The organism is Rhodopseudomonas palustris (genome assembly GCF_003226555.1).
Lineage (GTDB): Bacteria > Pseudomonadota > Alphaproteobacteria > Rhizobiales > Xanthobacteraceae > Rhodopseudomonas > Rhodopseudomonas palustris_I.
Window position 1 is genome coordinate 82,858 of the sequence record NZ_QKQS01000023.1, and the last position, 23,003, is coordinate 105,860.

Genomic DNA, 23,003 nt, shown 5'->3' on the forward strand with positions numbered 1-23,003 from the left:
CCCGCAAGGGGGAGGGGAAACTTGGCTCGCTGCGCGGCTTTGCCATGATCCCCCCGTCCCTCCCCGCCGATCTCAAAGCCGCGCTGGAGCAGAAGCTGCAGGGGACGCAGCGTGCCGATGCGGCGGCGCGGGCGGAGCGGATTTCACTCACCTATCGCGGCGGCGGCACCTCGGCGCCGATCACCACCGAGGCCGACGCGCTGGCCTATGCGGGCGCACGGATGCCGGCCACCTATGCGTCGGTGATCGCCTGCCTCAACGCGATGGCGGCGATCCGCCCCGGCTTCGCGCCGGCGACGCTGCTCGATGTCGGCGCCGGCCCCGGCACCGCGAGCTGGGCCGCAGCTCAAGCATTCGAGACGCTGCAACGTTTCACCCTGCTCGACGCCAACCCCGCGCTGCGCAACCTCGCCCTGCAGCTCACCGAAGCCACGCGTCTGCCGGCGATCGACTACCGCCTCGGCGACGCCGGCAAGGCGCTGGCCGAGGCTCCGGAAGCGGCGCTGGTGATCGCCAGCTACGTCATCAACGAACTCTCCGACGCGGCGCGTGCGGCCTTTGCCGACGCGCTGTGGCGCAGGACCACCGATACGCTGCTGGTGGTCGAGCCCGGCACCCCGGCGGGCTATGCCCGCATCGTCGCGCTGCGCGACCGGCTGATTGCCCAAGGCGCGCGGGTCATCGCGCCGTGCCCGCACGACGCCGCCTGCCCGGTGACCGCGCCGGACTGGTGCCACTTCGTGCAGCGGCTGCCGCGCTCGAAGCTGCATCTGCAGCTCAAGGCCGCCGACGTGCCGTTCGAAGACGAGAAGTTCAGCTACGTGGCGCTGACGCGCGCTGCATTGCCGGAGCGGCCGGCGCGGGTGCTGGCGCAGCCCGAGCAGACCAAGGCGGCGATCACCGCCAAGCTGTGCACACCGAACGGCCAACTCGCCGTCGCCGTCGCCGCACGCCGCGACAAGCCGGCCTATGCGCGGTTTCGGCGGCTCGGCTGGGGCGACACGCTCGCCACCCCGTCCGAGTAATCAAAACGCGACCTTGACCTTGCCGCTGACCAGGTGGGTGACGGAGTCTTTGCTGCCGACGATCGCGTCGTAACCGATCGACACCAGTGCCGTCTGACCGAGCCGACCGGTGACGCCGGTGCCGAACACACCGCGGTCGCGGATGCCCTGGCCGGTGAACGTCGTGAATATGCCCGGCAGCGTCGGCTCGACGAAATTGGCATCGATGCTGCGGACGCCATCACGAAATTCGTGCAGCCAGGCCAGCCGCAATTCCGGCGTCAGCACGCCGTTGCTCGTCTGCAGATCGTGCGCGATCCGCAGGCTGGCGCCGGACCGCAGCGACTCGGCGCGGTCGGCCGCAACGCTCAGCGCACTGACGCTGCCGGTTTCGGTGAACGCATCGGTGGCGACGCGGGTGTATTGCAGGCTCACTTCCGGCGTGACCACGAAGCCGCCGAACATCCGCAAGTCGGTGCCTATCGCGCCGCGCACCGTATAGTGGTTGCCGTCGAACCGCGAGCTGTTGGCCGAGCCGAGCGCGACGCGGCGGTTGTCGTAACCGTCCCAGCCGTAGAAGCCGAGGACGTTGGCGTACCACCACGGCGCCCGATAGCTGCCATAACCGCCGATGCTGCGGCTGGTGATCTTGGTGGTGCTGCCGAGTGAATCGAGATCGCCGCTGGTCAGCGCATAGCTCCCGAACGCGCCGAGCACCCAGCGGTCGGACACGCGCCAATCGGCACCGGCGACGACGCTGGCGGTGGTCGAACGGGTGGCGCTGACGTCCGGCCGCGCGCCTTCGCGTGAATTGCTGAGACTGGAGCCGACGAACACGCCGAAGCCCGGATCGACCGCGGCACGTAGCGGCGGCGCCTTGGTGATCGGCGCATAGGCCAGCGCATCCGCGTTGGCGCCCCAGCCGGAGGCGGCCAGCGCATCGCGCGTATTCCAAGTGCCGAGCGAGGCCAGCGTCCGCTCCATGGTCGAGCCCGACGACCCGAACAGGCCGGCATCGGCCATCGCCAGCGCCGCACCGGCGCCGCCGAAATCGCTGCCGCCGCCGAACCTGGTCTGCATCATCCGCTGATCGATCAACATGCCGGTCTGCGACGCCGAGTTCAGCGTCATCCGGCCGAGCCCCTGATACGAAGCCGGCGAGAGCTGCGCCAACGCCGCGCCGACGTCCGCCGCGCTCGCGACGCTGTCGATCATGGCCAGCGCATCGGCACTCGCGGCGACACTGTTGGAAAGATTGTCGAGCAGCCAGGCCGGGCCGGCACTGCCGGGATGAGCCGAACTGGCGAAGGCCGAGAACGACGGCGCGAACGCGTTGGCCACCTCGAACGAGGTGTAGAGCGTGCCGCCGATATTGACGGTCTGACCGGCCGCGAGCTGCGCCCGCTTGGCGACGGACAGGCCGACCTTGTAGTAGTTCAGCGTATCGGTGCCGGTGCCGCCATTGACCAGACCGACGATGCGCGAACCCGACAGGATGTTGACGGTGTCGTTGCCGCCTTCCATGTTCACGGCGCGGCCGTTGTTGCCGATGATGGTGCCGGAATTGGTGAGGACGTCGTTGCCCTCGCCCATCTGGATCGCCGAGCCGTCGCCGCGGATGAAGCGCGCCGAGCCGGTGCCGGTGTAGGTGACGCCGTCGAGCGTGCCGACCGAATTGGTGTCGACGCTGCCGTTCTGCAGCAGCACCACCGCGTTCGGATCCGGGATTGCGCCGTTGCCGATGATGGTGCCGGCATTGACGATGGTGTCGTTGTCGGCGGTGGTGCCGGTCTTGTTCTCGAGCCGGATCGCGAAGCCGTTCTGGCCGACGATCGTGCCGCCGGCATTGTTGGTGATGGTGGTCGCCGCGACACCGCTGCGGCTGCCGTCGGCGTTGGAATCGTTGTTGACGACGATGCCGTAGGACGCGCTGGAGATGGTGCCGAAGTTGATGACGGTGCCGCCGCCGATCGACAGGCCTTCGCTGTTGTTGAGCCGGCCGCCGGAATCATAACCGCCGGCGCCGGTGCCTTCGATGATGCCGTAGTTGGTCACGGTGGCGGCGAAATCGACGTCGACGCCATCGCCGTCGCCGGTGCCGCCGCCGTTATAGGCGCCGGTGATGCGGCCATAGTTCACGACCGTGCCGGTGCCGTCGGAGCCGACACCGGAACCGTTGCGGCCGATGATGGTGGCGCCTGCCTCGTTGGTGACGTTGACGTCGGCGTCGGTGGTGATGCCGTGGCGGAAGCCCGAAATGGTGCCGCCGGACTTGTTGATCACCGTGCCCGAATGGCTCTGCCAGTCGATGCCGTCATTGCTGCTGCCGACGACGCCGTCGCTATAGATCAGACCGTAATTGGTGACGGTGGCGCCTTCGCCGGGCCGCACCGCGTCGGCGCCGGTCGAGCGGATCACGCCGGTGGCGCGGTTGATGATCTGGATGGTGCCCGAGGTCAGATCGTTGAAATCGATCGCCTGGCCTGTGCCGGTCGAAACGATGGTGCCGGCATTGTCGATGGTAAAGCTACCGGTCGTCGCCAGCGTGCCGGCGGTGGCGCGGATCGCATCGTCTTGCGACTGGATCGTGCCGGTCGCGGTGTTGATCACCTGGAACGACGTTACCGTGCCGAGATCACCGATGTTGAGGTTGATGCCGCGATTGGCGCCGTTGGTCGCATCTATCAGCCCGGCATTGGTGATGGTGGTGCTGCCGGAACCCGGCTTGATCGCATCGTTGCCGAGCGCACGGATGACGCCGCCGGCATTGTTGTTGATCTGTACCGTGCCGGTCGCCGAATTGTTGCCGGCGAAGTCGAACACCTGGCCGGTGTTGGAGACGATGGTGCCGGAGTTGTTGATCACCACCGTGCCGTTGCCGATCGCGGTGTTGAGCCGGAACGCGTCGTCCACGGTCGAGATCAGCGCGCCGGCGAAATTGTTCAGCGTCAGGCTGCGCGGCGGGTTTGAGCCCGACGTGTCGATGCCGCGGTTGCCCGAGGAGATCGTCCCCGAATTGTTGATGACGACGCCGGCAGCCGGGCCGGTGAAGGATATAGCGGTGCCGCTGACGTTCAGCGTGCCGCCGGACTCGACGGTGCCCGTTTCGGTGCCGGTCACGGTCTTGGCGGTGGTGTCGGTGGCTCCGGAGGAGACGTCGAACGACGCGGCGCTTGCCGGACACGAAACAGAGATCACACCCAGACACGCAAACACCATCCAGCTCGCGCCGGCACGCCATTTCAACATCGACCACCCCCAAATTTGGAGGCACTCCTAGGTGCGGCAAATAACGGCTGGATGACAGTCGGAAGACGCACCGACTAGTTGGACGCGGAGCGTCGCACTGATGCTCATCGGCAACGAAAACACAGATCATGAGTTGTAGTTGATACGGACACACGCCGGCACGTCGCAGTGCCGGGCCGATTGAACGCGTCAACCCGTACCGACGACGAATAATTGCCGCGTGGGGTGCGCGGTCCCTGCCGCTCGCGTATCGTTTGGACGCTCAGGCGCAGGGGCGAGATTGGATGGGAGACATCAATATGTGGATTTTTCTCGGCGTCGTCGCCGCGATCGCGCTGTTTGCGCTCGTCACCTACAACCGCCTGGTGGCGCTGCGGCAGCGCGTCGGACAGGCGTTCGCTGATATCGACGTGCAGCTGAAGCAGCGGCACGATCTGGTGCCGAACCTGGTCGAGACCGTGAAGGGCTACGCGACGCACGAGCGCTCGACGCTCGAGGACGTCGTCCAGGCGCGCAACGCCGCGATCTCGGCGCAGGGGCCAGGCCAGATGGCCGCGGCCGAGAACGCGCTGACCGCCTCGCTCGGCCGGCTGATCGCGCTCGGCGAGGCCTATCCGGACCTCAAGGCCAACGCCAATTTCCAGCAGCTGCAGAGCGAGCTCAGCGACATCGAGAACAAGATCGCGGCCAGCCGCCGGTTCTTCAACAACGCCGTGCAGGAGTACAACACCGGCATCCAGCAGATGCCCGCGGCGCTGTTCGCCGCCCCGCTCGGCTTCACCCACAAGGACTATTTCGACCTCGGCGAAACCCGCACCCAGGTCGAGCAGGTGCCACAGGTGAAGTTCTAGCGTTTGTCATTCCGGGGCGCGCGCAGCGCGAGCCCGGACTCCATAACCACCGCAGGGATTATGGATTCCGGGCCGGCGCCCCAAGGGCGCATCCCGGAATGACGTGGATGGGCCGTGCCCGATCGGATAGCCGCTATGGCCGCCTACGGTCTCTATACCCACATCGCCGCCAACAAGACCCGGTCGGTCGTGCTGCTGATCGGGCTGTTCGTGCTGGTGTATGTGCTGGTCTATGCCGGCGCGCTGATCGCCGAGGTGATGATCGACGGCGGCCGCGCGGTGCCGGACTATCTGCGCGCCGCCGCGTCCGATCTGATCAAGGCGGCGCCGTTCGCGACCCTGGGCGCGGCGCTGTGGATCGTGATCGCGTATTTCTTTCACCAGAAGCTGATCGACGCCGTCACCGGCGGCCATGCGGTGACGCGGGCCGAACAGCCGCGGCTGTACAATCTGCTGGAGAACCTGTGCATCTCGCGCGGCATTCCGATGCCGAAGCTGAAGATCATGGACAGCGAGGCGCTGAACGCCTTCGCCAGCGGCCTCAACCCGAAGCAATACGCCGTCACGGTGACCTCCGGGCTGGTCGAGCGGCTCGACGATGCCGAGCTCGAAGCGGTGCTGGCGCACGAACTGACCCACATCAAGAACGGCGACGTGCAGATGATGGTGATCGCGGTGATCATCGCCGGCGTGGTCGGATTCTTCGGCGAGCTGATGTTCCGGCTGTTTGTCCAGGGCGGGGTCCGGTTCGGCGGCGGCTGGTCGGGCGGCGGCTCGTCGTCGTCCTCTTCCTCCTCGTCGTCGGGCGACCGCAAGAGCGGCGGCGGCGCGATCGTCGTGGTGATCCTGGCGATCGTCTTGATCCTGCTGGCCTGGCTGCTGTCGCAGGTGGTGAAGCTGGCGCTGTCGCGCTCGCGGGAATTCCTCGCCGACGCCGGCTCGGTGGAGCTGACCAAGAACCCCGACGCGATGATCTCTGCGCTGCGCAAGATCGAGAACCGCGGCGAGCTGGACGGCGCGACCTCGGCAGTGATGGAAATGTGCGTCGACAATCCGCGCTCCGGCTTCTCCGATCTGTTCGCCACCCACCCGTCGGTGGAATCGCGGATCGACGCGCTGGTGAAGTTCGGCGGCGGGCATTACCTGCCGCCGCTGCCGGAGCCTGCACCGGCGAGCGATGCCGACGGAGCGGGAGGTGCGACAGCGGACGGCGATGACGGCGACGGTGCCGATACCGCCCCTGGCGAAGCGCGCCACGGCCCCTGGGGCGATGCGCCACCGGCGCCGCGCCGCGGATTGCTGCGCGGGCCGTGGGGCCGGCGAGGCTGATCGGGCGCAGCGGTCACGCAATCGCTTCGCATCTGAACGATTTTGTTGAGATTACCGGGTGTCATCGCCCACCCGATTGAATTATCCCTTGTTTCTGCCATGTTCTCGCCCAAAGCAGAGGTCTGCACCTCGGTCCTTCGGCCGTGGTGGGGGATCGAATCGGCCCGAAAAGGAATCTCATGGCGAAGCCAGCAGTGATCGTCGTCGGCGCAGACAAGGGCGGCGTCGGCAAAACCACGGTGTCGCGCACCCTGCTCGACTATTTCAGCGCCAACAACGTCCCGACCCGCGCCTTCGACACCGAGTCGCCGCGCGGCACGCTGAAGCGCTTCCATCCCGACATCACCGAGATCGTCGACATGACATCGACGGCCGACCAGATGAAGATCTTCGACACGCTGAACTCGGCGGTGCCGTCGGTCACCGTGATCGACGTCCGCGCCGGCCTGCTGTCGCCGGCTCTGGCTTCGCTCCGCGACATCGGCTTCCTCGACGCGGCGCGCTCCGGCCAAATCACCTTCGCGGTGTTCCACATCCTGGGCCCGTCGATCGCCTCGCTCGACGAAATCGCCGAGACCGCCAATTTCATGATCGGCGCGAAGTACTTCCTGACCAAGAACTTCATCAACAACACCAGCTTCTTCGAGTGGGACCAGGCGACCTACAATTCGTACTTTCACCGCATCAAGGACGCCACCGAGCTGACGATCCCGAAGCTCAACGAAATGGCCTACGAGCAGGTCGAGGTGTCGTCGGTGCCGTTCCTGAAGTTTGTCGCCAACAAGGGCGTCAGCGGCGAGCCGGCCAACTACTCGTTCGTGTTGCGCGGCTATGTCCGGCACTGGCTCGCCAACGTCTGGAGCGAGTTCGACCGGATCAAGCTGACCGACATCGTCGGCAAGGACAAGAACGGCCGCGGCACCCCGGTCACCGACGAGTCGGGCGAGAAATAGCTCGCATCGCTGGGGAAACCGGCTATATCGGACGGCACTCCCCGTCCGATATAGCATGATGTCGCGCACCCCGATTTACATCGTCTGTTCGCCGCGGCCGTTCGTCGGCAAGACCATGATCGCCCGCGTGCTCACCGAATATCTGCTGCTGCAGCGCGGCGCGGTGCTGGCGTTCGACATCAACGTCAAAGAACCGTCGCTGCTCGACTATCTGCCGCACGTCACCGAGACCGCGCAGGTCGACGACACCTTCGGCAAGATGGCGCTGATGGACCGTCTGATCCTGCATGACGGCCTCGCCAAGGTGGTCGACCTCGGCTTTCACGCCTTCGACGAATTCTTCGACACCTTTGCGGAGATCGGCTTCATCAAGGAAGCCGCGCGGCGGCGGGTGGCGCCGGTGGTGCTGTTCCTCGCCGACACCGACCGCAACTCGGCGCGCGCCTACGACCATCTGCAGGACATCGTGCCGCCGCGGCAGCTGATCACCATCGACAACGAGCACATCCTGCTCGGCGAACTACCGGCGGCGTACGCCCACGGCCGAGTGATGCGGATCCGCGGCCTGCCGCCGTTCCTGAAAACCTATATCGACCGCGTGAACTTCTCGTTCACCGGCTATTTGCGCGCCGAGCCCGACGCCTCCACCGAACTCAACCAGTGGATCCGCGCCAACTACACCACATTCCGCGCGCTGGAGCTGGAGCTGACGCAGGGGCGGTAGCGCTGCTATCGCAGCGCAGACAGCCTGCTCCCTCGCCCCGCGCTTGCGGGGAGAGGGCTGGGGTGAGGGGCTGCGGCCTCCCAGCGGATGCCGCAGCTTGCTGATATGCAGTGCCCGGCCCCTCACCCGGATTGCTGCGCAATCCGACCTCTCCCCGCATGGCGGGGAGAGGTTCAGTCAATGCCCTTCGAACGCGACCAACGTCCGTACCGGGACGCCCATGGCGCGGATCTTGTCGGCCCCGCCGAGTTCAGGCAGGTCGATCACGAAGCAGGCGGCGAGGACTTCGGCACAGATCTGGCGCAAGAGCTTGATGGCGCCCTCGGCGGTGCCGCCGGTGGCGATCAGATCGTCGACCAGGATCACCCGCTCGCCGGGGGTGATGGCGTCGACGTGGATCTCGATCTTGTCGGTGCCGTATTCCAGCGCGTATTCCATCGACACGCAGGTATGCGGCAGCTTGCCCTTCTTGCGGATCGGCACGAAGCCCGATGAGACCTGATGGGCGATCGCGCCGCCGATGATGAAGCCGCGCGCTTCGATGCCGGCGACCTTGTCGATCTTCGAGCCGGCCCAGGGTTGCACCAGTTCGTCGATCGCGCGGCGGAACGCCCGCGGCTCGCCGAGCAGCGTGGTGATGTCGCGGAAAATGATGCCGGGCTTGGGATAGTCCGGAATAGCCCGGACACTGGCCTTCAAATCTTGGGCAAACTCGGGGGTCATCGGCGCGGGTCTTTCGTTTCGGATGGCGCAATTCGTCATTGGCGGGCGGGCGGCGCAATCGGGCATTCGGCTGAGTTACCGCCGGGGGTGGTAGCAGAGCTCCCCCGGCGGGCCTTCGATCTGGATCAATCGCGGATGCCGGCCATTGGGCTTAGGCCGGCTGGCCGAGGCGGAAGGCATTTTCGACGATCCGCAGCCCGACCTCGCCGCCGAGCGACATCAGCGACTCGGGGTGAAATTGGACGCCGCCGACCGGCAGGGTCTTGTGTTCGATTGCCATCGCGATGCCGTCGTCGGTGGAGGCGGTGACGGTCAGGTCCTTCGGCATGTCGCGCATATCGACATACAGCGAGTGATAGCGGCCGATCGTGACCTCGTTGGGCAGGCCGCGCATCAGCGTGCCGCCGCGCACCTGGATCCGCGACGGCCGGCCGTGCGCCGGCTGCGCGAGCTGGCCGAGCGTGCCGCCGAAATACTCGCCCATCGCCTGGACGCCGAGGCAGACGCCGAAGATCGGCAGCTTCTTTTCGAGCGCGGCGTCGATCGTATCCTTGATCTTGAAGTCCTCCGGCCGGCCGGGACCGGGCGACAGCACCAAGAGATCGTAGGTGTTTTCGGCCAGCATCTTCAGGCCGTGGATGTAGCGCACCACGGTGACCTGGGCACCGACCTGGCGGAAGTAGTCGGCCAGCATATGCACGAAGCTGTCGTCGTGGTCGACCAGCAGCACCTTCTTGCCCGAGCCGGTGGCATCCGGCGCCAGCGCCGACAGCGGCTTGGCCGGATCGCCGCGCAGCGCCTGGAACAGCGCCGCAGCCTTGACCTGGCATTCCTTGTCCTCGGCCACCGGATCGGAATCGAACAGGCAGGTGGCGCCGACGCGCACTTCGGCCAGACCATCCTTCATCCGGATGGTGCGGATGGTGAGGCCGGTGTTGATCGAGCCGTCGAACCCGACCGCCCCGAAGGCGCCGGCGTACCAACGCCGCGGGCTGCGCTCGTTGTCCTCGACGAACTGCATCGCCCACAGCTTCGGGGCGCCGGTCACCGTCACCGCCCAGGCGTGGGTCAGAAAGGCGTCGAGCGCATCGAATCCGGGGCGCAGCATGCCCTCGACGTGATCGACGGTGTGGAACAGCTTCGAATAGGTCTCGATCTGCCGCCGCGCCAGCACCTTGATGGTGCCCGGCACGCAGACCCGCGCCTTGTCGTTGCGGTCGACGTCGGTGCACATGTTCAGCTCGAACTCGTCCTTCTCCGAGTTCAGGAGCTTTTGGATCTGCTCGGCGTCGCTGATCGCGTCGACGCCGCGGGCGATGGTGCCGGAGATCGGGCAGGTCTCGATCCGGCGGCCATCGGAGCGGACGAACATCTCGGGCGAGGCCGACACCAGGAATTCGCCGTCGCCGAGATTGAGCAGGCCGCCATAGGGCGACGGATTGATCCGGCACAGCCGCTTGAACACTTCGGCCGGCGAGCGCTCGCACGGCTCGCCGAACAGCTGGCCCGGCACCGCCTCGAACAGGTCGCCGCGGGCGAACGCCGCGCGCGCCTTTTCGACCACCTTGGGATAGTCGCCGGGCGCGTGGTCGGCGAAGCCCTGCCGGCCGGTCTGGGTGTAGACGCTCTCGGCGGTCTCGTTCGGCAGTCCGGCGGTGAACTGTCCCTTCCAGGCGAATTCATAGGCGATGCTGACGCCGCGGCCGGTGGCACGGTCGTAGGCCAGCAGCCGGTCCGGCACGTACAGCACGATGTCGCGCTGGTCCGCCTCGCGGGCGCGCTTCTGCTTCAGATCCTCGAACTGGAACACCAGATCGTAGGCGAAGGCGCCGTACAGGCCGAGCATCGGATCGGCCGGCGAAGCGAACGCGGCGATGACGGCGCGCACCAGCGAGATCGCGCTGGCGCGGCGGGTGCGCTGCTCCTCGTCGACCGGCGCCTCGCCGCGGACGATATGGCCCCTGATCTTGGTGGCGCAGGCCTGCTCGACCACCACGCAAGCCTCTTCCAGCTTGTCGGACAGGAACGCGATCAGCACCCGGCCGCGCGGATTCAGCGCCTCGATGGTGAAATTGTCGGCCCTGGTGGTCAGCGCCAGCGGTGGATCGGCGAAGCCGAGGTCGAAGCTCTCGTAGCGGCCCGGCACGGTTGTGCCGGACGACAGCATCACGCCGCGGCGGTGATCGAGCAGGTCGATCAACGCGTCGAGCGCCTGGCCGCCGGCAAAGGGCTCGGCGCTGCGCGTCACCCCGAGGCCCGCGGCGGTCTTGTAGTCGCTGGTCGGGGGAAGCGAAAAAACGGTCCTGTTCATGGCATCCTCTTAAGCAAATTGCCGGAGGAACGCCACACAGGACAAACGAAAGCCGCCTCGCGTGGCGGCCTCAGGACGATCGGAAATCAACGGGATCGCACGGCCACCTCTGGTTACGAGGTGCGCCACCAACGACGTCTGAGCAGCGGGGTCGGGCGGAACGTGCGCATGGGCGGCAGACCATCACTCCGGCCAGGCGGAGTCAAGAGGCGGCCGGCGCCTGCCGCCTGCAACCAAAGCAGCAGGACACAAGGCCGGGGCTGGAATATGCTGAGAAGCCAAGGAGCGGCTCTGATGCGCTATGCGGTGGTGATCGAAAAAGCCGAGGGTAATCATTCGGCCTATGTGCCGGACCTTCCCGGCTGCGTCGCGACCGGCGACAGCGTCGCTGCGGTCGAAGCTGAGATCCGCGAGGCGATCCGGTTTCACATCGACGGCTTGAGAGAAGACGGCTTGCCTGTCCCGCAGCCGACCAGTCTGGCCGAGTACGTCGAAACCTGAAGGTCGGTCCACGGCTGCCCAACTGGCGGCGTCCAGGGAAGGTAGCTAGACGTGACTTTTCATGCCCGGCAGTAGATCGGCCAGGGTCGACAGCAGGTCAGTGAACCGGGCGACGAGAGTACTGTCCACCGGAACAAAACCTCCGTGCGCCACGGCGTTTCTTACCGAAATGACTTGTCTGACGAGTTGCGCCTCGTCGGGCGTGACCAGCCCCTCGGATGCGAGGACTTCGATCAGACGAACCGGGCTTTGCGGGCGCCTGAACTGGTCCGGCAACAGCGCTCGGCCTATGGCTTCGAACGTCGCATATGCCATCAAGATCGCCGGCATCCATTGACCGGTCGACTGCAAATTCTCGACATCGCGAATGGCGGCCTCGATGTCGTCGCGCGACGCGACGCCCAGCTCGACTGGCGAGCCGAGCGGCGGCGCGTAGACGAGCTGCAGCTCCCACTCGTTCTGACCGGAAAACAGCGACTGCCCTGCTCCAGGCGCCATCGGTTCGCGTTCTCCGCCTCTGATGACTTTAATCGCGACCTTCTTCCCGCTCTTGATCGCGATCGCGTCCGGCCGATACGATTTCATGAATGCCGGCAACAGAGACGGCGAAGGATGGACGTAGATCTCGTAGCCCTCGTCGCGATAGCGAGGGAGTACCAGTTCGATCACTTCCCGCTCGGCGACGTCAGTGCTTGTCATCAGCTCAACTCTTCGAACGGATCGTCAGACAACCGCACATAAAGGACAGGCTTCGCTCCTCGTAAGGCAGCCTCTAACGTAGGACTTGGAGCTGCGAAGGGGAAGATGCCCTCCGGCTCGAATTTCTGGACGACGACGCGCTGCACCTGCCGGTCGTCCAAGTAGATATGACCTCCGAGCGCATCCAGGATCGGTTTGACGATATTGTCGATGTCTCCGGGCATCTCGGTCGGAGGAAAGTAGAACAGCATCGCCGAGATCGGGCGGGCGGTCGCAAAATGGCCTTCCGGCAGCGCCACCCGGCTCGCGCTGATCACCTGTCTTTTCCATTGATCGAGCGACTGGCGCCGTTTGGCCTGCAGCGAAACCGGCGTATCTGCCACAATGAACTCGATCGGAAATGCGATCTCCAAAGGCACCCCCTGCCTCGGCCTTGCGGAGACTAGATCATTTCGGGTTCCGGCTGAATGAGAACATAGGCGCTTACTTGGCGGGGCGGCGCGTCTTACTCACGCACACCGCGCCCGCTAACCCGGCTTGCGTGCCACGATGTAGGGGCCGTGCGGGTTGGTGCCGAACACGCGTTCGTCGGCGATGTCGAAGCCGGCGTCGCGGATCGCTTGGCGCAGTGCGCTGCGGGTCAGGGTCTGGGCACGCGGGAACAGGCCGATGCTGCGGAGGACGAAGAACAGCGCGCGCAGCTTGAAGCCCATCTCGGCGAAGCACCAGGTCTTGCTGATCAACAGGCCGCCGGGCTTCAGGTGAGCGTGGATCTGCGCCAGGGTGGCCGGCATGTCCGGCACCAGATGCAGCACCTGGAAGGCGCAGATCGCATCGAACGGGCCGCCGTCGAAGGCGGTGGCGGCGTCGGCCTGGACGAAGCGCAGATTGGCCGGCGCCGGCTTGGCGCGGGCGATCCGCAGCATCTCGGCCGAGAAGTCGGTGGCGATCCATTCGGCGGCGTGGGGCGCCAGCCGGATCGCGGCGGAGCCGGTGCCGCAGCCGATCTCCAGCACCCGGTCGGTCGGCCGCAGCCGCCCCGCCACGTCGGCCAGCATGGCGTCGAACGCGGCCGGATCCTTGATCGGCCGCGCCGCATAGCGGTCTGCGACCTTGTCCCAGAATTTGGCGTTAGCGGCCTCGGCCATGTACGGCCCCCTCTCGACCAGTCGTTACAGATACGGCTCGATGATGCCGCGCAGGTCGACCCGCGCCCGCATCCGCGTCGCCAGCATGTAGATGCCGCCGAACTTGCGCTGCAGGAACAGCGTGTCCATCGGCGGGATGCGGAAATGCGCGCGGTCCGACGCCATCGCCATGCCGGCGTCGCGCATCTTCATCGCCAGATCGCTGCCGCCGAAATCGAACGGCGTGTCCTGGCGTAGCGGCTGCAGCGACATCTCGAACATCTCCAGCATCGCCTGCTCCAGCCGCACCGGCACGTTGTCGGCGAAGAACCCGATGTCGCGCGCCGCGGCGCGGATGCCGGCGCGATCGCCGCCGAGGCCGGCGCGGAGCAGCCGACGATACAGCTCGGCGAATTCTGCGGGGAAGGCGCGGGTGGCGCCGAAATCGAGCAGCAGCAGCTGCCCGGTTTCCGGCGCGTAGCGGTAGTTGGCGAAGTTCGGATCGGTCTGCATCAGCCGGAATTCGAACAGCTCGCGGAACAAGAGCCCGATCAGCAGCGTCAGCACCCGGTCGCGCTCCGGCTGCGCCGCTGTGGCGAGGCTGTCGATCGGGCGGCCGTCGACATAGCTCATCGCCAGCACGTTCGGCGCCGTCAGATCGGCATGCAGCTCGGGCACGCGGAATTCCGGCCGGTCGGCGAGCAGCGTGCCGAAGGTCGACAGACAGCGGCCCTCGCGCTCGTAGTCGGCCTCCTCGTGCAACTGGCGCTTGGCCTCGGCGGCCATCGGCGCGATGTCGACGCCGCCGGGCACCAGGCCGGCGACGCGCATCAGCGCGGCGACATTGTCGACGTCGGAATTGATGCTGCGGCGGACGCCGGGATACTGCACCTTGATCGCCAGATCGCGGCCGTCGTTGGTCCGCGCCCGGTGGACCTGGCCGATCGAGGCCGCCGCGATCGGCGCGGCGTTGAATTCGGCGAAGCGCTGTTGCCAGTTGCGGCCCCACGCCTCGGTCAGCACCCGCCTGAGCTGCGGCACCGGCATGTGATGCGCTTCCTGGCGCAGCCGGCCGAGGATTTCGGCCAGCTCCGGCGGCAGCATGTCGCCGGCATCCATCGAGATCAGCTGGCCGACCTTCATCGCCGCGCCGCGCATCTGCGCCAGACGGTCGGCGACCTTCAGCGCATTCGCCGGCGTCAGCAGCAGTTCGTCGAGCCGCGGGCGCTGGCCGCGCACCAGTTGTCCGGCGACATCGGCGGCGACGTTGCCGGCGATCGACGAGGCCAGCCCGCCGAGTTTGGCGAGCCGCGACAGCCGCGAACTCGGCACCGCGACGGCTCTGCTCTCGATCTTCCGATGCGGCATCGTGGCTCCTTCGAAGGGCGGCACCAGGCGACAATGGATGGGATGACGCGGGGCGGGCAAGGCTGGCGCCTGCCCTCTGGTTATCCGTGCTACCGCGGGCGGCAGCGTCCGTCTGTGACCATGTCACCCCGATCACCGCACCGCCACGGCGCGCAATCGCCGCGGAACGCCGACGCCACTCGTGCATTGTCGCTGCGCATGCCGGGTGACAACCGGCCGCAACGGAGATGGCGGACGTGGCTTATTTTGCCGGTTTCTGGCCACGACACCAACGCATCGGTACGCGCTGACGCCTAACCCGTTCCCGGCATGCATCCCGCTCGCATCTCCGAGGCTGGGGATAACGGTGACAACTCGCCCTAATCGCGGCGCCGCCACGATCCGGAGGAACTTGCGCCCGGATCGGCGAATTGGTGGCGATTGTTGATGCCATCGCCAGCATGATCAGCGGGACACTCTCATGCCGACCCCCTTGGACAAGCAGATCGACCGGATCGTCGCCGAAAGCGGCGGCAGCGTTCACGAGGCGCTACGCGCGCTGATGCAGGTCAACGAACATCTCGAGGCCGAGCTGGCCCGGCTGCGCGCCGCGGTGATCTTCAGCCACGCGATGGGCGACGCCGGGCAACTCCACTAACGCTCCGGGCGACGTTCACGCCTTCTTCAAGAACTCGGTGCGCAGCACCAAGCCCTTGATCTTGTCGGTACGGCCTTCGATCTCGTCCTCGCTGTCGGTGAGGCGGATGCCGCGTATCATCGTGCCGCGCTTCAGCACGGTCGACGAGCCCTTCAGCTTCAGATCCTTGATGAGGGAGACGTTGTCGCCGTCGGCGAGCAGCGCGCCGTTGCAGTCCCTGACTTCGATGCTCATGGTCGGTTCCTTGTTTCGTGGCGCGAAGCCAAAGCAGGAATGCGGCGGTCGCGCAATGCTGCGGCGGCCGGCCTCCAAACGAAAAGCGCGAGGCGGATCGCTCCGCCCCGCGCCAGACTGCAGCCTGAAAAAGCTCAGAACCGATAGGTGATGCCGGTGCCGATCAGCCACGGATCGAGGTTGACCTTGCCGGTGATCGGCGTGCCGTTCGCCAGCGTGCCGCTCCACTCCGGACGCAGCCACAGCTTCTTGACGTCGACGTTGAAGCCCCAATGCTGGTCGATCATGTAATCGAAGCCGATCTGCACGGCGGGCGCGAATGCGTCCTTGAGGTGGCTGTCGATCACGGTGCAGCAGGCCGCGCTCTGGCTGAAGAAGAAGGTGTAGTTCACGCCGGCGCCGACATACGGCTTGAACGCGCCGAACTCGGTGAAGTGATACTGCAGCGTCAGGGTCGGCGGCAGCAGCCAGGCCTTGCCGACATCGATGCCGGTCAACGAGCCGTCGCCGGAGACGCTGTGGCGGGTGACGCCGAGGATCAGTTCGGCGGCGATGTTCTTGGTGAAGAAGTAGGTGATGTCGAGCTCGGGCACGACAGCGTCGGAGGTCTTCAGCGACGAGCCGGGCACTTGGTCGACATAGCCGGAATCACGCGGCACCACGCCGAGAGCGCGCAGGCGGATCATCCACGGGCTGGATTCCGCCACAACCGGCGCCTTGTAGATCGGACGGGTGGCGAGATCGGCGGCGTCGGCGTTCGACGACACGAAATTGAATGCCGCCGCCAAAGCCAGCGCCGACACTGCGGTCAGAAACTTAGTCATAGGTGCCCCTTTTGAAGCTCGGTCGCGTGAGCGGGAAACCCACGCTCACGGTGCACAGATGCCGCCGCGGGGCACGGCGGTTTGATCTGAATCAAATCGAAGAGGGTGCACTGCGGCATTGCGACGCGCGTGACTTTTCGGTCACGGATTTACGTCTTGCCACGTGCAGATAGAAACCGGCTCTCGCCGCAAGTCCAAATTTCGGGCCGAAAGCGCCAGTCGTCCCAGAAGCTTACTGGCGCTCCGGATTGCGCATCATGTACTCGCCGAGATTGCGCTGAGCGCGATTCGCACGGGTGATGGCGTTGGAGCGCTGCACATCGCGGTCCTTGCGGCAGGCGACGTATTCGGTCGAGCCTGCAACCACGCCGTTCTTCCGGCAATACGCATCGTCGTCCCCGAGATCGGCCGGCGCATCATTGCGGCTGGCGCAGCCGGCGAGTGCGACGGCGACGGCGAACAGGGCGAGCAGGCGTTTCGAGGTTGATGGCATCCAAGGTCCCCAGAGCACGGGTCATTCCGGGGCGCTCGCGAAGCGAGCGAACCCGGAATCTCGTGGCAACAACGTCGGGATTCCGGGTTCGCGCGTGACACGCGCGCCCCGGAATGACGTTTTGTGGCTCTGTCTAACCCGAATTGCGGAGTTTGTAAGTCCGCAGTTCGCGCCCCTGCCCGGCTCAGCTATGGCTCTTCAGCGCCGACGAGATGTCGTCGAGCGCGGTCGGGTCTTCGATCGTGGCCGGCATCGTCCAGGCGTCGCCGTCGGCGATCTTCTTGATGGTGCCGCGCAGGATCTTGCCGGAGCGGGTCTTCGGCAGCCGTGGCACGGTGATCGCCAGCTTGAACGCCGCCACCGGGCCGAGCTTGTCGCGCACCAGCTTGACGATCTCCTTTTCGATCTCGGCCGGGTCGCGGGTGACGCCGGTCTTCAGCACGATCAGGCCGCACGGCACCTCGCCCTTGATCGGATCGTTGATGCCGAGCACGGCGCATTCGGCGACGTCCGGATGCGAGGCGAGGATCTCCTCCATGCCGCCGGTCGACAGCCGGTGGCCGGCGACGTTGATGATGTCGTCGGTGCGGCCCATCACGAAGACGTAGCCGTCTTCATCGAGATATCCGGCGTCGGAGGTTTTGTAATAGCCGGGGAAGTCGGCGAAGTAGCTCTCGCGACAGCGGTCGTCCTGCTGCCACAGCGTCGGCAGGTTGCCGGGCGGCAGCGGCAGCTTGATGACGATCGAGCCCATAGTGCCGGCCGGTACCGGCTTGGCGCCTTCATCGACGACTTCGAGCTTGTAGCCGGGCATCGGTACCGTCGGCGAGCCGTGCTTGACCGGCAACAGGCCGAGGCCGACCGGATTGCCGGCGATGCACCAGCCGGTTTCGGTCTGCCACCAATGGTCGATTACCGGCACCTTGAGCTGCTGCTCGGCCCACTCCACCGTCGGCGGGTCGGCGCGTTCACCGGCCAGGAACAGGGTGCGGAATTTCGAGAGGTCGTACTTGCGGATAAAGTCGCCGTTGCCGTCTTCCTTGCGGATGGCGCGAAACGCGGTCGGGGCGGTGAACAGCGCCACCGCGCCGTGCTCGGCGATCACCCGCCAGAACGCGCCGGCGTCCGGCGTGCCGACCGGCTTGCCTTCGTACATGATCGAGGTCGCGCCGTGGATCAGCGGGCCGTAGATGATGTAGCTGTGGCCGACCACCCAGCCGATGTCTGAGGCGCACCACCACACCTCGCCGGGCTTCACGCCGTAGAGATTCTCCATCGACCATTTCAGCGCGACGAGGTGTCCGCCATTGTCGCGCACGACGCCTTTCGGCTTCCCGGTCGTGCCCGAGGTGTAGAGGATGTAGAGCGGATCGATCGCATCGACCGCAACGCAGTCCGCCTTCTTGCCGGCCGCGAGCGCGTCGCTGCGCAGCTTGCCCCAGTCGTGATCGCGCCCGTCCTTCAACTCGCAGTCCTGCTGCGGCCGCTTCAGGATGATGCAGGCTTCCGGCTTGATCGAGGCGAGCTCGATCGCTTCATCCAGCAACGGCTTGTACTTGACGATGCGGCCCGGCTCGATGCCGCAGCTCGCCGACAGGATCAGCTTCGGCTTGGCGTCGTCGATGCGGGTGGCGAGTTCTTTCGCCGCGAAGCCGCCGAACACCACCGAATGCACCGCGCCGATGCGGGCGCAGGCCAGCATCGCCACCATCGATTCCGGCACCATCGGCATATAGAGGATGACGCGGTCACCTTTCTGGACGCCGAAGTCCTGCATGATCGCGGCGAGCGCCTGCACTTCGCGCAGCATCTCGGCATAGGTGAATTTGGACGTCGTGCCGGTCAGCGGCGAGTCGTGGATCAGCGCGAGCTGATCGGCACGGCCATTCGCGACGTGGCGGTCGAGCGCGTTGTAGCAGGTGTTGACCTTGGCACCGGGAAACCAGCGGCCGTACAGGCCGAGCGAGGGATCGAACACCTTGGTCGGCGGCTCGATCCAGTCGATTTCCTTCGCGACCTCTCCCCAGAACCCCTCCGGGTCGGCCAGCGAGCGGGCATGAACCTCGCGGTAACGGCTTTTGTCATGGATGGTCATGGCGTCACGCTCCCGTGGATCTCAGGCGGTTTGCCGCCATGTCCGGCTTTTAGGCGCGGCATGCAACCCCGCCTTTGTTCCTAATCAAGCCGCCCCCTGGTTTGGTCCGGCCCGGGCGGACATTGTGGCGAAGGCCGGCGGCTTGCAAGAGAGAACCAGCCGCGCCTAGCCGCCGGACAACTGCCGCAGCCGCGCCTCGAGAGCGGCGCGCAGATCGTAGCCGGGGCGGCCGAAGCCGGTATCACGCACGGCCACGAACGCGGCATGCGCTTTCTTCAGCGCCCGCAGCGCCGCCGGCCTGCCGGCGCTGTCCAGCAGCGCCCGGCGGTACAGCGCGTCGATGCGTCGATCGAGATCGGCCAGCGCCGGATCGGCGCAGATCGCCTTGTTCACGGGCTTGCGGGCATGCCGGCAGTCGAAGCTGGGTTTGCCGGCGAGCGCCTGCTGCACCCCGGCACGCTCGACCTCCAGCGCCAGCGCCTTGTGATTGGCGCGCGCGGCGGCGTGATCGGGCTGCAGCTTCAGCGCCGCGGCGAAATCGGCCAGCGCCTTGCGCGCATCGCCCTTGCCGCGCCACAGCTCGCCGCGGGCGTTGAGCGCATCGGGCTGCTTCGGATCGACCCGCAGCGCGTCGTCGTAATCCTGGATCGCCCCGTCGATTTCACCGAGCCGGGCATGAGCAGCGGCGCGGGCCCGCAGCGCTTTGCAGCGGTCCTTCTTCTCGGTCTCGCGGCTGTCGATCACCTTGCTGCACAGCGCGATGGTACGGCGATCATCGGGCATGTTCGCCGCGGCCAGACACGCGCCCGGATCGGCGGTCGGATCGTCCAGCGGTTCGCCGCCGGTCGCAAACGCCGGGGAGGCGGCGATCAGTAAACTCGCGGCAATCAAGAGAGAGCGCATCGAAATGTCTCGTAGCAAACGGCCTCGGCGTATCGTCAGGCCCCAGTCCATTCTACAGCCGGGCTCTCAACGCTTTCAGCGTCATTGCGAGCGGAGCGAAGCAATCCAGAACCCGGTGCACAGAGCTGCTGGATTGCTTCGTCGCGGAGCCTGTGCTCGGACGGCGCGAAGCGCCGATCCGAGTGTTCCTCGCAATGACGGCCTTGAGGCAAGCGCACCGCGCAATGAATCGCTGCTGCTCAATTCACCTTCAGCGTCAGGCCGCCGTCGACCACCAGCTCGATGCCGGTGACGTATTTGGACTCGTCGCTGGCGAGAAATAGCGCGGCGTTGGCGACGTCCCAGGCTTCGCCCATGTGGCCCATCGGCACCTGCGCGTCGCGGGCGCGCCACATCGCATCGACATCGCCGCCCGAGTAGCTGGCGGCGAGACCGGCGGAGTGCGCCACCATCGGGGTCTTCATCAGCCCCGGCAGGATTGCGTTCACCCGGATGTGGTCCTTGGCGTACTCCACCGCGGTGTTGCGGGTCAGCGCGTTCATCGCCGCCTTGGAGGCGGCGTAACTGATGTAGGAGATGCCGAGATGACGGATCGAGGCGATCGACGAAATGTTGATGATCGATCCGCCGCCCTGACGCTGCATCACCGGAACGACGTACTTCATCGCCAGATACGCGCTCTTCAGATTGATCGCGAACACCCGGTCCCAATCGGCTTCGGCGACGTCGACCACGCTTCCGGTCTCGGCGATGCCGACGTTGTTATCGAGCACGTCGATACCGTCCCACGCCTTGACGCAGGCCGTCACCATCGCCTCGACCTCGTCGGCGCGGCTGACGTCGGCGGCGAACGCGATGCCCCGTCCGCCCTCGGCCTTGATGATGTCGACGGTTTCCTCGGCGGCCTCGATATTGCGATCGACACAGAACACCTGCGCGCCTTCGCGCGCAAAGGTCACCGCAGTCGCCTTGCCATTGCCCCAGCCGGGACCGATCGAACCGGCGCCGACCACCAGCGCAGTTTTGCCGTTCAGACGTTGCATACTTCTGGTTCCACTACACGTTTCGCCGGTCGCAGGCGCAGACCCGCGCCGACACGTGGCCGACCGGCGGCAGGACCCGCGACGAGGGGTGCTTACGGCGTCCCATGCGTGAGATCAAACACCTTCTTCTGGTGAGCGACGGCTTGCTTGGCGCTGACGCTCTGGGTGAGCAGGTCGAGCGAAGCCGCATCGTCGTCGGACACCGGCGTCAAAGCCTGATCGGTGTAGGCATGACGCTGCGGATCGCGCGCGACACGAACGCCGATCACCGCCACTTTTGCGAATGCGGCCAGAATCGCGCCGGTCTTTCGTACGCTATCGGACGCGAAACGTGGCCAGAACAACAGCGCGCTCGGCGCGGTCAGGCCCGGCCTCCGCTCCGACGGATGCCGCTGCCGGAACAGGCCGCATTGCAGCGGATGCACGCCTTCCACCCTCACGGCGGTCGAGAAGATCGCCAGCAGCTTGACCAGGCTGCTGATCTTGATGCCGGTGGCCGCCGCGCGTCGCAACAGCGTCTCGATATGGTCCGGCGTGTAGTAGCGGCTCCACGCCTCGCGATAGATCCCTTCCCATTCCGGCCGCGACATCAACGGATGCGCGGTGCAGACATGTTCGACGTCGTAGTTGTTGAGATCCGGATCCATCGCCACGCCGGCGCGCCACAGCGTCTGGTGATCCTCCGAGCCCGGCAGCGGCGTCAGGCAGAAGAACTCCATCACGTCGATCGGCAGTTCGCGCTTGATGATATCGATGTCGGCGCGGATCGACTCCGGCGTGTCGGCCGGAAAGCCGAGGATGTAGCCGGCCAGCGTGATGATGCCGTGGTCCTTCCAGGCCAGCAGCATCGCGCGATATTCAGTGATCTTGTTCTGCCGCTTGTTGGCGGTGATCAGGTTGGCCGGATTGATGTTCTCCAGCCCGATGAACACCCGCGTCACGCCGGCGCGCTTGGACTTCTCGATGAAGCGCGGAATCTTGTGACACAGCGTATCGACCTGGATCATGAAGCCGAGCGGCAGCCCATCGGTCTCGCGGATCTTGATCAGCCGGTCGAGGATCGCCTCCCAATCCTTGTTGCGGGCGAAGTTGTCGTCGGTGATGAAGTACTTGCTGATCCCCTGCGCCCAATTCCGGCGTACCATCGCCTCGATGTCGTCGGGGGTGCGGTAGCGCGATTTGCGGCCCTGCACGTTGATGATGGTGCAGAACGAGCACTGATAGGGACAGCCGCGGCCGGCATCGACGCTGGTCGACAGGCCGAGCGTCCGCTTCACCGTGGCGAGCGGCAGATACGGCGCCGGCACGCCTTCGAGCCCGGGCATATCGTTGAGGAAGTTGTAGACCGGCTGCAGCTGCCCGGCCGCGGCGTCCTGCAGGACGCCGTCGAACCGACCGCCCTCGGCCTCGCCGGCGAACATCGCGACCCCCATGTCGCGACACTCGTCGAGCCCGATCGCCTTGCCGTCCAGCATCGACAAGCAGCCGGAGACGTGGAAGCCGCCCATCACCACCGGTACGCCACGGTCGCGGAACGGCCGGGCGATATCGAGCGCGCGCGGATACTGGTTGGACTGCACCCCGACCAGCGCAACCAGACCGAAGTTGCCGTTGCGGGCGAAGCGATCGAGCAGCGCCGGGATATCGATCCGGGTGTTGAATTCGTCCATCGCCTCGATCTCGAACTCGACATCCGCGCCGAGAACCTGGCGGGCGGCGACGTCGGTACCAATGCCGTAGAGCGTGGCGAGTGAGTTCGAGGGGATGATGCCGCGCCACCAGCGCAGGACATAGCCGTCATCGTCGTAGTGCGACGGCTTGATCAGCAACAAGACGAATTTCCGTTTCGCGCGTGCGACCGGAACCATTGGCGACACCTTTCCCTGGGACCGGCCGAACGCCCGTCGAGCGGACGATCTGCATTGCGGTGCAGTG

Annotated in this window: 21 protein-coding genes; 7 read left to right on the forward strand and 14 right to left on the reverse strand. The window is 66.1% G+C overall.

Annotation, left to right across the window (positions count from 1 at the left end):
- Positions 1-44 precede the first annotated feature (44 nt).
- Positions 45-1,025, forward strand: a complete 981-nt coding sequence (locus DNX69_RS12985; protein ID WP_110786408.1) for a small ribosomal subunit Rsm22 family protein — start codon at positions 45-47, stop codon at positions 1,023-1,025.
- Here DNX69_RS12985 and DNX69_RS12990 read toward each other — a convergent pair whose 3' ends face one another.
- Positions 1,026-4,253, reverse strand: a complete 3,228-nt coding sequence (locus DNX69_RS12990) for an autotransporter domain-containing protein (RefSeq protein WP_110786409.1) — start codon at positions 4,251-4,253, stop codon at positions 1,026-1,028.
- 299 nt (positions 4,254-4,552) lie between these two features.
- Here DNX69_RS12990 and DNX69_RS12995 point away from each other — a divergent pair, with 299 nt between their 5' ends.
- From DNX69_RS12995 to DNX69_RS13010, 4 genes are all read left to right on the forward strand, one after another.
- Entirely contained in the window at positions 4,553-5,104 is a 552-nt protein-coding gene (locus DNX69_RS12995; protein WP_110787605.1) for a LemA family protein, read from the forward strand.
- Positions 5,105-5,239: 135 nt separating this feature from the next.
- Positions 5,240-6,433, forward strand: a complete 1,194-nt coding sequence (locus DNX69_RS13000; RefSeq protein ID WP_110786410.1) for a M48 family metallopeptidase — start codon at positions 5,240-5,242, stop codon at positions 6,431-6,433.
- A gap of 179 nt (positions 6,434-6,612) precedes the next feature.
- Entirely contained in the window at positions 6,613-7,386 is a 774-nt protein-coding gene (locus tag DNX69_RS13005) for a hypothetical protein (RefSeq protein WP_110786411.1), read from the forward strand.
- A 58-nt stretch (positions 7,387-7,444) separates the two neighbouring features.
- A complete protein-coding gene (locus DNX69_RS13010; protein WP_110787606.1) occupies positions 7,445-8,110 on the forward strand; it encodes a hypothetical protein in 666 nt (221 codons plus the stop codon).
- 177 nt (positions 8,111-8,287) lie between these two features.
- Here the strand turns inward: DNX69_RS13010 and DNX69_RS13015 are convergent, their stop codons facing one another.
- Positions 8,288-8,833: an adenine phosphoribosyltransferase gene (locus DNX69_RS13015; RefSeq protein WP_110786412.1), complete on the reverse strand. Its 546-nt coding sequence runs from the start codon at positions 8,831-8,833 to the stop codon at positions 8,288-8,290.
- 151 nt (positions 8,834-8,984) lie between these two features.
- Positions 8,985-11,144: an anthranilate synthase component I gene (locus DNX69_RS13020; RefSeq protein ID WP_110786413.1), complete on the reverse strand. Its 2,160-nt coding sequence runs from the start codon at positions 11,142-11,144 to the stop codon at positions 8,985-8,987.
- A 294-nt stretch (positions 11,145-11,438) separates the two neighbouring features.
- Here DNX69_RS13020 and DNX69_RS13025 point away from each other — a divergent pair, with 294 nt between their 5' ends.
- Positions 11,439-11,645, forward strand: a complete 207-nt coding sequence (locus DNX69_RS13025; protein WP_110786414.1) for a type II toxin-antitoxin system HicB family antitoxin — start codon at positions 11,439-11,441, stop codon at positions 11,643-11,645.
- Positions 11,646-11,690: 45 nt separating this feature from the next.
- Here the strand turns inward: DNX69_RS13025 and DNX69_RS13030 are convergent, their stop codons facing one another.
- From DNX69_RS13030 to DNX69_RS13045, 4 genes are all read right to left on the reverse strand, one after another.
- Positions 11,691-12,344, reverse strand: coding sequence for a hypothetical protein (locus tag DNX69_RS13030; protein WP_110786415.1), 654 nt, complete (start codon positions 12,342-12,344; stop codon positions 11,691-11,693).
- Positions 12,344-12,763 (reverse strand): RusA family crossover junction endodeoxyribonuclease, encoded by a 420-nt coding sequence (locus tag DNX69_RS13035; RefSeq protein WP_234826965.1) that lies wholly within the window; start codon positions 12,761-12,763, stop codon positions 12,344-12,346. The genes DNX69_RS13030 and DNX69_RS13035 overlap by 1 nt, the downstream gene beginning before the upstream one ends.
- A gap of 108 nt (positions 12,764-12,871) precedes the next feature.
- The gene (locus tag DNX69_RS13040) at positions 12,872-13,513 is read right to left on the reverse strand and encodes a class I SAM-dependent methyltransferase (RefSeq protein ID WP_283809354.1); all 642 of its coding nucleotides are present in this window, start codon (positions 13,511-13,513) and stop codon (positions 12,872-12,874) included.
- A gap of 3 nt (positions 13,514-13,516) precedes the next feature.
- Positions 13,517-14,839 carry an ABC1 kinase family protein gene (locus tag DNX69_RS13045; RefSeq protein ID WP_110786418.1) on the reverse strand — a complete coding sequence of 441 codons (1,323 nt, stop codon included), beginning with the start codon at positions 14,837-14,839 and terminating at the stop codon, positions 13,517-13,519.
- 460 nt (positions 14,840-15,299) lie between these two features.
- On the opposite strand from DNX69_RS13045, the gene DNX69_RS26330 reads away from it, so the two are divergent.
- Complete coding sequence (locus tag DNX69_RS26330; protein WP_165825255.1) at positions 15,300-15,476, forward strand: hypothetical protein; 177 nt, start codon at positions 15,300-15,302, stop codon at positions 15,474-15,476.
- Positions 15,477-15,491: 15 nt separating this feature from the next.
- Here DNX69_RS26330 and DNX69_RS13050 read toward each other — a convergent pair whose 3' ends face one another.
- The 7 genes from DNX69_RS13050 to DNX69_RS13080 form a co-directional block, all read right to left on the reverse strand.
- Complete coding sequence (locus DNX69_RS13050) at positions 15,492-15,710, reverse strand: alkylphosphonate utilization protein (RefSeq protein ID WP_011160033.1); 219 nt, start codon at positions 15,708-15,710, stop codon at positions 15,492-15,494.
- A gap of 134 nt (positions 15,711-15,844) precedes the next feature.
- Positions 15,845-16,534 (reverse strand): OmpW/AlkL family protein, encoded by a 690-nt coding sequence (locus DNX69_RS13055; protein WP_110786419.1) that lies wholly within the window; start codon positions 16,532-16,534, stop codon positions 15,845-15,847.
- A 232-nt stretch (positions 16,535-16,766) separates the two neighbouring features.
- Positions 16,767-17,027, reverse strand: coding sequence for a hypothetical protein (locus tag DNX69_RS13060; protein ID WP_110786420.1), 261 nt, complete (start codon positions 17,025-17,027; stop codon positions 16,767-16,769).
- A 184-nt stretch (positions 17,028-17,211) separates the two neighbouring features.
- A complete protein-coding gene (locus DNX69_RS13065) occupies positions 17,212-19,122 on the reverse strand; it encodes a propionyl-CoA synthetase (RefSeq protein WP_110786421.1) in 1,911 nt (636 codons plus the stop codon).
- Positions 19,123-19,287: 165 nt separating this feature from the next.
- The gene (locus DNX69_RS13070) at positions 19,288-20,025 is read right to left on the reverse strand and encodes a tetratricopeptide repeat protein (protein WP_110786422.1); all 738 of its coding nucleotides are present in this window, start codon (positions 20,023-20,025) and stop codon (positions 19,288-19,290) included.
- Positions 20,026-20,264: 239 nt separating this feature from the next.
- On the reverse strand, positions 20,265-21,068 hold the full coding sequence (locus DNX69_RS13075) for an SDR family NAD(P)-dependent oxidoreductase (RefSeq protein WP_110786423.1): 804 nt from the start codon (positions 21,066-21,068) through the stop codon (positions 20,265-20,267).
- Between the two features lie 92 nt (positions 21,069-21,160).
- Positions 21,161-22,936: a B12-binding domain-containing radical SAM protein gene (locus DNX69_RS13080; RefSeq protein WP_110786424.1), complete on the reverse strand. Its 1,776-nt coding sequence runs from the start codon at positions 22,934-22,936 to the stop codon at positions 21,161-21,163.
- Between the last annotated feature and the right edge of the window lie 67 nt (positions 22,937-23,003).